The sequence below is a fragment of the Oleiphilus sp. HI0117 genome (assembly GCF_001635235.1).
This window is the reverse complement of record NZ_LWGA01000618.1, coordinates 1-8,719: the sequence shown is the minus strand read 5'-3', so window position 1 is coordinate 8,719 and position 8,719 is coordinate 1. Positions and strand designations below refer to the sequence as shown.

At 41.5% G+C, this 8,719-nt stretch carries 8 protein-coding genes and 1 pseudogene; 2 read left to right on the top strand and 7 right to left on the bottom strand.

Annotated elements, in window-relative coordinates; translation table 11 throughout:
- Window positions 1–610: glycosyltransferase family 2 protein (locus A3757_RS06925; RefSeq protein WP_068739354.1), on the bottom strand; the 610-nt coding region annotated here is incomplete at its 3' end.
- A 196-nt stretch (window positions 611–806) separates the two neighbouring features.
- Here A3757_RS06925 and A3757_RS06920 point away from each other — a divergent pair.
- Complete coding sequence (locus tag A3757_RS06920; protein WP_068507741.1) at window positions 807–2,732, top strand: acyltransferase family protein; 1,926 nt, start codon at window positions 807–809, stop codon at window positions 2,730–2,732.
- 10 nt (window positions 2,733–2,742) lie between these two features.
- Here A3757_RS06920 and A3757_RS06915 read toward each other — a convergent pair whose 3' ends face one another.
- Window positions 2,743–3,633 carry a LysR family transcriptional regulator gene (locus A3757_RS06915; protein ID WP_068507739.1) on the bottom strand — a complete coding sequence of 297 codons (891 nt, stop codon included), beginning with the start codon at window positions 3,631–3,633 and terminating at the stop codon, window positions 2,743–2,745.
- A gap of 343 nt (window positions 3,634–3,976) precedes the next feature.
- Here A3757_RS06915 and A3757_RS06910 point away from each other — a divergent pair, with 343 nt between their 5' ends.
- Window positions 3,977–4,975, top strand: a complete 999-nt coding sequence (locus A3757_RS06910) for a polysialyltransferase family glycosyltransferase (protein WP_068507737.1) — start codon at window positions 3,977–3,979, stop codon at window positions 4,973–4,975.
- A 47-nt stretch (window positions 4,976–5,022) separates the two neighbouring features.
- On the opposite strand, the gene eda is transcribed toward A3757_RS06910, so the two are convergent.
- From eda to A3757_RS06890, 5 genes and pseudogenes are all read right to left on the bottom strand, one after another.
- Window positions 5,023–5,559 carry a bifunctional 4-hydroxy-2-oxoglutarate aldolase/2-dehydro-3-deoxy-phosphogluconate aldolase gene (gene eda, locus A3757_RS06905; RefSeq protein WP_068507735.1) on the bottom strand — a complete coding sequence of 179 codons (537 nt, stop codon included), beginning with the start codon at window positions 5,557–5,559 and terminating at the stop codon, window positions 5,023–5,025.
- 2 nt (window positions 5,560–5,561) lie between these two features.
- Window positions 5,562–6,983, bottom strand: a complete 1,422-nt coding sequence (locus tag A3757_RS25665; protein WP_068507734.1) for a cytidylyltransferase domain-containing protein — start codon at window positions 6,981–6,983, stop codon at window positions 5,562–5,564.
- A 220-nt stretch (window positions 6,984–7,203) separates the two neighbouring features.
- A pseudogene (locus A3757_RS25125) lies at window positions 7,204–7,344 on the bottom strand (transposase domain-containing protein); the annotation flags it as partial.
- 32 nt (window positions 7,345–7,376) lie between these two features.
- The gene (locus A3757_RS06895) at window positions 7,377–8,063 is read right to left on the bottom strand and encodes a transposase (protein ID WP_068507732.1); all 687 of its coding nucleotides are present in this window, start codon (window positions 8,061–8,063) and stop codon (window positions 7,377–7,379) included.
- Window positions 8,064–8,192: 129 nt separating this feature from the next.
- On the bottom strand, window positions 8,193–8,719 hold a 527-nt coding region (locus A3757_RS06890), incomplete at its 5' end, for a 2OG-Fe(II) oxygenase (protein WP_068739352.1).

The window sequence follows — 8,719 nt, the reverse complement described above, 5'->3', positions numbered from 1 at the left end:
AGTTCGCGGTTTCAATATCAACTAATTGAGGCTCGGCATCTTTACGCAACATCGGGTCGTCATCTTTCAACATGTCAGTTGTTTTCTCGGAGCGCGGGTAATACAAAATATCTTTCTTACCTTGAAGTGCTTCAGCCAAAGAATCGAGGCAATTCTTATGGAAAATAATATCGCAGTCGGTAAACCACAACCAGTCAGCTTTAGTCGAACGAGCCGCCATGTTTCGACCAATTCCGCGGCGAAATAGTTTTCCCTTACTTAGCGGCTGAAAATTCCAAGTAACATTTGGCACCTCTAGCTTAGAAAAGTAATCTAAAACAGCTTTGGTACCTTTATCTTCCTCAGCATAAAACACGGTTGCGGTTAAACGTAACTTACTGGGTGGGTAGTTGACGTATGAACTTAACTGATAGCTCAAGGTATTAGAGTAGTTCCAGCAATGACTTACGATTTCCAGATCAAACTCACCTGAAACAGCTGACCGAGTTTCGGTTTCAGGAATGGGGTCGCGAAACCACGACACGGGTAACAAAGGCTTAACAAACCACCGAAATAGTTGGATCAAATATGAATCATAACGAAGTGGCGGATAAGTTTTGGTTTGTTGCATCAAGACGTTTCCCAGAGAAAGTATCGTAGCCAAGGATATTACCATAAGAGCAATAAAATGGTTCCTATTATTAAGACATACTCAATCCCATAAACGGTGAAGGAAGACAACACAAGCCCCAAACTTGTCCACATATTTTTTTGTATGTTAGTATCGCCGCCATTTATTGAAATACCTATCAGATCCAGGATTCATAATGCTTTATAGAAGTGAAGTTGACGGTTTACGAGCCATAGCAGTGCTACCAGTCATTCTTTTCCACGCTGGACTATTTGGTTTTAGCGGTGGCTATGCTGGCGTCGATATCTTTTTTGTTATCAGCGGTTATTTGATTACCCGTATCATTCTGGATGAGCTGAACGCAGGTACTTTTACGATCAGAAACTTCTATGAGCGTCGCGCACGTAGAATCTTACCCGCTTTATTTAGCATGCTGACTGTAACAACGCTTATTGCCGTTGTCGTGATGCCTTCAGAGCTTTTTAAATCTTATGCCAATAGCGGGCTAACGGTTATCAGCTTCATCTCTAACTTCCATTTTTATAGCGTTAGTGATTATTTTTCTACGGCAGCAGAGCAAAAACCACTGTTACATACCTGGAGCCTTGCAGTAGAAGAACAGTATTATGTACTCTTTCCTTTGTTAGCCTTATATGCCTTCCGTAAAGGTAAGTCACTCTCTGCAATCGTTATCGCTCTCACGCTCGCCTCTTTACTGTTATCGCAATATATGGCCTTCAAAGGAGACTCCGCAGCAAATTTCTATTTAATTTCCTCTCGTGCTTGGGAGCTATTGTTTGGCTCAATTATTTCCATATACAAATTTGATCAGATTTCATATACGAGACCCGTCAGGCAGATAGCGTCTTTGACTGGTCTCACAATGGTTATCGCTTCATTCTTTTGCTTTGATGCTGACACGCCATTTCCTAGCTTTTATACTTTGCTACCCGTTATAGGTGCCAGCCTAATCATTATATTTGCTGATCGCCAAACTCTAGCTGGCAAATTACTCTCTCTAAAGCCAATTGTAGCCGTAGGACTCATCTCCTATTCTCTCTATTTATGGCATCAGCCATTGTTCGCGTTCTTGCGGATGAAGAGCTCAGGCGAACCTTCTGAAGCACTATTCATCCTGGCAGTACTTTTAACCTTCGTACTGGCTTTTCTAAGTTACCGCTATGTCGAAACCCCGTTTAGAAGAAGCCCTAAGTTCAAAAACAAGGATATGATCCAGGTTGCTAAACGTTGGATAGGTATTGCTATATTAGGCTTTGGATTCATACTCGCAACTGACGGCATGCAATTTCGTTTTAGCACCGAATATGATGCAACGATTGAACATAACCCTAAGAGAAAACAGTGCCACACCAAAGGGAAAGACTACCTGCGCCCGGAAGAATCGTGTCATTACTTCAACGACAATGTCACCTGGGCTACTTTTGGAGATAGTCACACCGTAGAACTTGCTTATGCCTTAGCAAAGAAGCTCGAGCCTCATAAGCAAGGCAACCGTCACTTGTCGTTTAGTGGCTGCCAACCCGCGCTGAACTATAATGTCAAACGAGGTGGCTGCCATAATTGGACAAATGAAACACTAGCTTACTTAGAACAAGAACAAAGCATTAAGAATGTAATCGTAGGCTACCGATATACAGGTTTTTTATCTAAACCAGATATCAATAATTGGCTGAGAGAACCTTTCCGAAAAGAAACGCACGAAGAAGTTTGGGAAATGTACTGGCAAAGCCTAGATGAGATTATCAGTCGCTTATTAAAAGCAGGTAAAATGGTCTACGTAGTCTATCCGATACCAGAATTACCAGATCATATCGCGACGATACTGACCCCGAACTACCTCTTTGTTGATGATTATACCTATGACAAGGATAAAACCACGACAGTGGATGCATACATGAAGCGTCATGCGTTTATCCTTGAGAAACTAGATAGCTTGCCATTTGGTGATAACCTGAAAGCAATTAAGCCTCTCGAAGCAATATGCTCTGAAGAATACTGTCCGACAGTAAGGGATGGCCAAGCACTATATTTCGATGACGATCACTTAAGCTTAACAGGTGCCGGAATTGTACTGGATCATGCACAACTCAAAATTGACTAGCCAATAGGGATTATCCAAAATCCCACTTGGCATGTTTGGCTGAAAACTCAACCATATGATCAATAAACGCACGCAGTTTGGTGGTAAACTGCTTATTGCTTGGGAACAAGATGCTTAAAGGTAAGTCAAAGTTATACTCTGGGAGCACTTCAACCAGCTCACCCTTTTCCAGCGCATTGGCGATATGAACACGAGGTAAACGGGTGATTCCCAAACCATCGACGGCAGCCTGACGAGACATAAACATATCATTGGTGGCAAGACGTGTTTCCACCAAATCAACCAGTATATCCGGCTCAGGGTTAAGCCATTCAGGGATTTCCAGCTGAACTAATTTATGGCCACCTAAGTCATCAATACTGTCAGGGTAACCGTACTTCTTAATGTAGGCAGGACTACAACAGTAAACAACGACAGCCGAGCCCAAACCACGCCTGACAAGACTGGAATCATCCAAATGACCAGCAATGATCGCACAATCGATCTTCTCTTCAATCAGGTCTACTTTACGCTGATTAACCAGGTTCTGAAGCTTAACCTCGGGGTACTTCTCCATAAAGCTCGCCATCAGTTCAGACATAAATGGGTCTTCATAGGCGTAAGGCGAAGTCACTCTTAATATTCCTGAAGGCTTGGCTTGTAAGTTCTGAACAGCTAACTCTGCTGTTTCAGCCTCCTGAAGCATGCGACTGCAGTGTTCATAATACACTGCGCCGATATCAGTCAGCTTTTGCTGCCGGGTGGTACGATACAGTAACTGTACATTTAAGCGTGTTTCCAGATCAGAAATTCTTCGACTAATAGTAGAAACAGGAATACCACTTTTCTTCGCAGCACTGGAGAAGTTGCCACTATCGACAACCGCTACAAACACAGCCATTTCATCAAGAGAGTAATTCATAGCCTAAGCAACCTTCTCAAATATGGTAAAGTTATTCTATTTTTTTTGTTATTGCCCTTCAATCTGAGCAGATATAGACTAACTCAAAACTTGCTTAGCGGGTAGCACTAAATACAGGCCTTTTGGTACTACCCCTCTTTTCTCTCTTTTCGTTTTACTCAGTTGAGTGACCCGTTTAACTTTCTGATATAATCGACTTGCATTAAACAGGTAGCATAAATAACATCTACTTACTTAACCAATCGATTAAAGGCAAACATAGGTTCCCTTCTTAGAAGTACCTTATTACTAGGCCTTACCTTGTTAAACACTTTAGAATACTTTCCCGGGCTGGTAACACGTAATGACAAGCCATATATTTCTGATTGACACTGAACTTCAATGCTTTGCGTCACTAAAAATTATTGAAACAGAAAAAATCCATCGCCCCATATTCTTTAGTTTTAACAAGAAAGCTTCCCACTACCTCAAGCAACGTAAAAGTAAAGTAATTCCTCTGGAAACTAAATCAAGAGGTATCTTCCGAAGAGCCCGTGCTCTTCATAAAAACATTAGTAAAATCAAAAAGCACTTAAACGATAAGAATATTTTTTACATTAACCGGCTCGATCTAATTTATACGAACGTCATCATTGGAACGCTCAATAAAAGTCATAACATAGAAGTTCGAATCGTGCCTGAAGGTACGATAAACTATTCACCTGAAGACGCATCCGTAAAGTGGGAATATAGAGCGAAGAAAAAATGGCCATCGCGCATAAGCTATGGAGTCACTGGACTACGCATATATCCTATAGAAGGGGAACGAATAGGCACAGATACTCCCATCGTAAGCACTGCCTATAGTTTTTCTGGGCTAGAAAGCCCTTACCCTAAGTCGAAAGTGAAATACATTTCCTTGCCTGACAAAACTTCTGAATCGGATCGAATAGGGGCTAGAAAAGCATTGGTTGTAGGTCAGTGCCTTCTAAAAAATAGTAAAACGCCAAAGGAAGTTGAACACCGTATTTCGAATGAAATAGAGAATAAGTTAAGCTCATTGGGCGTGACTGAAATACATTATATTGCCCACCCAAGGGACGAATACGACTGCCTATTCAAGGAAAACTATAAAAAAATTGAACACGATTACGTTTGTTTAGAACAGTATTTGGAACAAAATGAGTATGACGTTCTGATATCATGCTGCAGCACAGTTTTACTCACTGCAAAACTGATTTTTGGTGATCGAATAGACTCTATATCTGTTGGCGCCAATATCTATCCACAGGCCCTTGATAGTATTAGTACTATATTCAGAGTAGCGAACGTTGATACGATTGATCTTGATTCAGTCGGATAAATCAAGCTGTGCAAAACGTTCACTTAATAACGACACACCAGACCCTTTTAGAACATCCATGACCCTCCGACACAAAGAACATTATCTAAATCCAAGTAATCTTTCGCAGTGGACTCATTCACCCCACCTGTCGGCATGAAGTACATATTACGATAAGGCCCCGAAATTGCCTGAATATATTCAACACCGCCTAAGAGCTTTGCTGGAAATAACTTTACCAAACAGAGACCCAAGGCAATAGCTCTCTCAATCTCCGTGGGTGTTGCGACCCCAGGAATAAAGTCAAAGTTTCGCTCTTTAGATTTCGAAATTATTAGTTCATTCAACCCTGGAGAAACCCCAAAATCGGCTCCCGCACAAATCGACTCATCTAGCTGCTCAACATTCAATATAGTACCTGCCCCGACCTTCAAACTTGGAAAGTCGCGCTTTATGCTACGAATAGCATCGAGAGCTACGTCTGTGCGTAAAGTTACTTCAAAGACATCAAACCCATCAGCAACTAATGCCCGAATTTTATTTTGCAAACCTTCAAGATTCTTAACAACGAGCACACAGACGACTTTATTTTTTAGATATTCCATCTTTATCCACCAATTATCTCCATTGCAGCATTAAGAACCTCGTTTTTATTATCCTCATAAACCTCAGGAAAAACATAACCCCACTTAGCTTGGATGGTAGATAGCTTTTCAACCCAATTACACTTTTCGAGATGAGAATATGAGTCATCAATAAAAAGAGCCCTCTTGATATTCATTCGTTTTATATAGTCATCCATGAACAAAGACTTGCAGCCAAATTGGTCATATGACCTCGAATCAAAAATTTCGACATCACGCAACACACCGTACTTTTCAAGAAGCGCACTGACAGTTTCTGCATCCTTCGTCGTTACAACAACAACATTCGAATTGTTATTTATTAAGTCTATGAAGCCATTAGCACCTTCATAAAAGTGATTTAAATCAAGCCATTCATCCCAGAAATGATTTCTAACAACTTGTCGCGTAGCAAAAAATCTATCCTGGAAAACCCTAGCTTCGTCTCCTGCTTCATTTGGCAACATATCTAGAAATTGGACGTCCTTCTCTTCGTCCAAACACTTTAATAGATAATAGTAATTCCACGCGGGACCAATATGACAACGCTGTTCGAGAAACCTCCTGCAATGCTCACTATTCAAGTCTACGTCAGAAAGTTTCTGAGATTTTTTAGTCGCAAGCATAGCCATAGCATATGCTTCTTTAGCCGAATCTACGATTACACCATCAAAGTCCAGAAATATAACACTCTCATTTTGAGTTTTAGACTCATTGCTCTGATAAATCCCCATTAAATCACGAGCAATTTCATAGTCTTCGTATTCATCTATATCGATGCCCGCAATCTTGGAAACACAGGACTTAAAAGGGTTCTTACCAAGAAGATACTCTTTATCAAGCATCAATGACTTAGGAGCCATATACAGCCCATTCGTTACCCTATAAATATTAGGCAGCTCCTGGCTAATGGTATGTTTCTTTGTTGCAGAATAATTGATTGGTTTTTCATCATCCCAAAAATATTCCTTGAGCAAGTTTACAGAAACCAAGCTATCGAAACTTGAAGTTTCTGGAATAACATGATCATAGTACTCACGAAACCCCTGCAAATACTCTTGAGGACTCATCAAAGGAACAACACATGTCACCCAAGCAATGTGCTCGTGCGGTATATCTTTAACGACACCAACAATGACCTCACTAAAAGTAGCTTTATGTCCGTCAGCAAGGAACTGATCGCGACGATGAACTTTTACACCCTCTTCTCGAGCAATATCCATCAGTACATCAGCCTCAGTACTAACGTATATGCTATCTTTTGACAGCACTTTCTTAAGCTGTCTTATTTTCCACGCTAACAGACTAATTTTGTCTTCACCAACCTCAAGAAGGGCCTTTTGCGAAACTCTTGAACTACCAAGTCTGACAGGTATCACTGCCGCAATATCATACTTATTAAACATTTCTCACCATTTTATAAGGTCCTATTGTCATCGAGCGACTCAGCCTCCTCTTTCTTATCACTTCGTTCATTGTAACAACAACTTAAGCCTACCAACTCCATCACCGCAACGTGACGGTATACTAAATTACAGCCCTATATAGATTATCTGATTACATCATAGAAAACGAGCCACCTAATCTTTAAGTTATACAAGATCCTTGTAAGCGTCTGGGCATTACCTATTGATCAGCCTTCCCGTTATGTGGCAATAACTCATCCAGCCGATTATTCTTATGCGACGGTAATCGGTTAAGCACATCTTTCTGATAGGCGTATGCTTCCAATCCATTCATCTTGGCGGTTTGGATTAACGACATAATTGTAATGTTTAAGGGGACGGAGGGATTATTTATTAGCCATTTTTTGGTCTCCCTCTACGCATCTGGCCAATCTTTTGCCCTGTCTTCTCGGCAACTTGGATCTTGAACCTATCGGAACCCAGCGGTTGGCAATAGTGTTCTGCTAACCGAATCCCGTGCACATCTGAGCCACTCAAGCTTTCTTTAAATAACTCACGATATTGATAGCATCTTTGCTCTATATCACTGCCTAACTCAAGATACAGTTCATGCGGAGTTGTCACAACATGCTCATCACCATAGGCATTTGAGCCATAGCTACTCCATTTGTACTCTTCCGGCCGCTCAACCATTTTCGCTGTCACCGGATTTAGTTCGATATATCGATAACATTTCAACAAATAGGCCACCCCATCAATAGGGCTTGATTTGTGCCTACCTTCCCATAACGTTCCTGTGCGCTTGTACGTCTTATTAAAGTACTGCGCATAACGGCTACCCAACACCTTCATCACTTGAGAAATACCATCTTGCTCTGAAGCTGTCATAAGTAAATGCACATGATTGGTCATCAAAACATAACTATGAAGCGCCACATTGTAACGGCTCAGTACCTCGCCTAGAACATGCAAGTAAAATTGGTAATCTTCAGGTGAGTAAAAACAGGCTTCTCGATTATTCCCGCGCTGAACAATATGAAAGGGCACGTCAGGCAAATACATCCTTTTTCTTCTCGGCATCGCAAACTCCTTTTTGCGTATGGATTAAGAATCATTGAAAGTATCAGAGTTTGGGTTTACGGAGAAGTTTGTCTGCTGGTCAATTAATAATCCCTCCGTCCCCTTTCTTTACTTTTCTCTCATTTCGTTTTACTCCGGCGGGTCAACCCGGTCCGCCGAAGAAGTATTCACCCGAAACCAACCCGCAATCGAGTAGCGATCCTTTTTAGCTGGCAGCACTTCATGCGGAAACTCTTCACTAAGAAAGACCACCAGTGTCGCGAAGCTAGGAAGCACTTTTTGCCCTTCTTGATCATCCTGATCCTTGTATACAACTAACTCACCGCCATCCTCTTGCGTCCAGTCTTTATTAAAATAGGCGACCAAAGTGAGTGTTCGATTTGACTGCCCCTTAAAGGCATCCAAGTGGCGCTGATAAAAATCACCCGCACTGTAATGCGCAAAATGACTTTCGAACGAAAACAAGCCTAAGTATAAGCGCCTGTTCATATAAGACTGCAATTGAGACGCCCATTCAAGCCAAGCCTTACCCGCCTCCGTCTCTTCTGAGATCCAAGCGATTTCATCAGAGCGAACCGTCTCGTTCCTCACAAAGTCTTGCTCACGCCCTATTCCGGCTTTCTTGAATTTCTCTGAAGCTAAGCCTTTTACTTCCT

What these genes read in the sequence shown, in the direction of transcription:
- A3757_RS25665 (WP_068507734.1), bottom strand. Translation starts at nt 6,983, where the DNA reads ATGTTTAATAAGTATGATATTGCGGCAGTGATACCTGTCAGACTTGGT.
- A3757_RS06915 (WP_068507739.1), bottom strand. Translation starts at nt 3,633, where the DNA reads ATGAATTACTCTCTTGATGAAATGGCTGTGTTTGTAGCGGTTGTCGAT.
- eda (WP_068507735.1), bottom strand. Translation starts at nt 5,559, where the DNA reads ATGGAATATCTAAAAAATAAAGTCGTCTGTGTGCTCGTTGTTAAGAAT.
- A3757_RS06920 (WP_068507741.1), top strand. Translation starts at nt 807, where the DNA reads ATGCTTTATAGAAGTGAAGTTGACGGTTTACGAGCCATAGCAGTGCTA.
- A3757_RS06910 (WP_068507737.1), top strand. Translation starts at nt 3,977, where the DNA reads ATGACAAGCCATATATTTCTGATTGACACTGAACTTCAATGCTTTGCG.
- A3757_RS06895 (WP_068507732.1), bottom strand. Translation starts at nt 8,063, where the DNA reads ATGCCGAGAAGAAAAAGGATGTATTTGCCTGACGTGCCCTTTCATATT.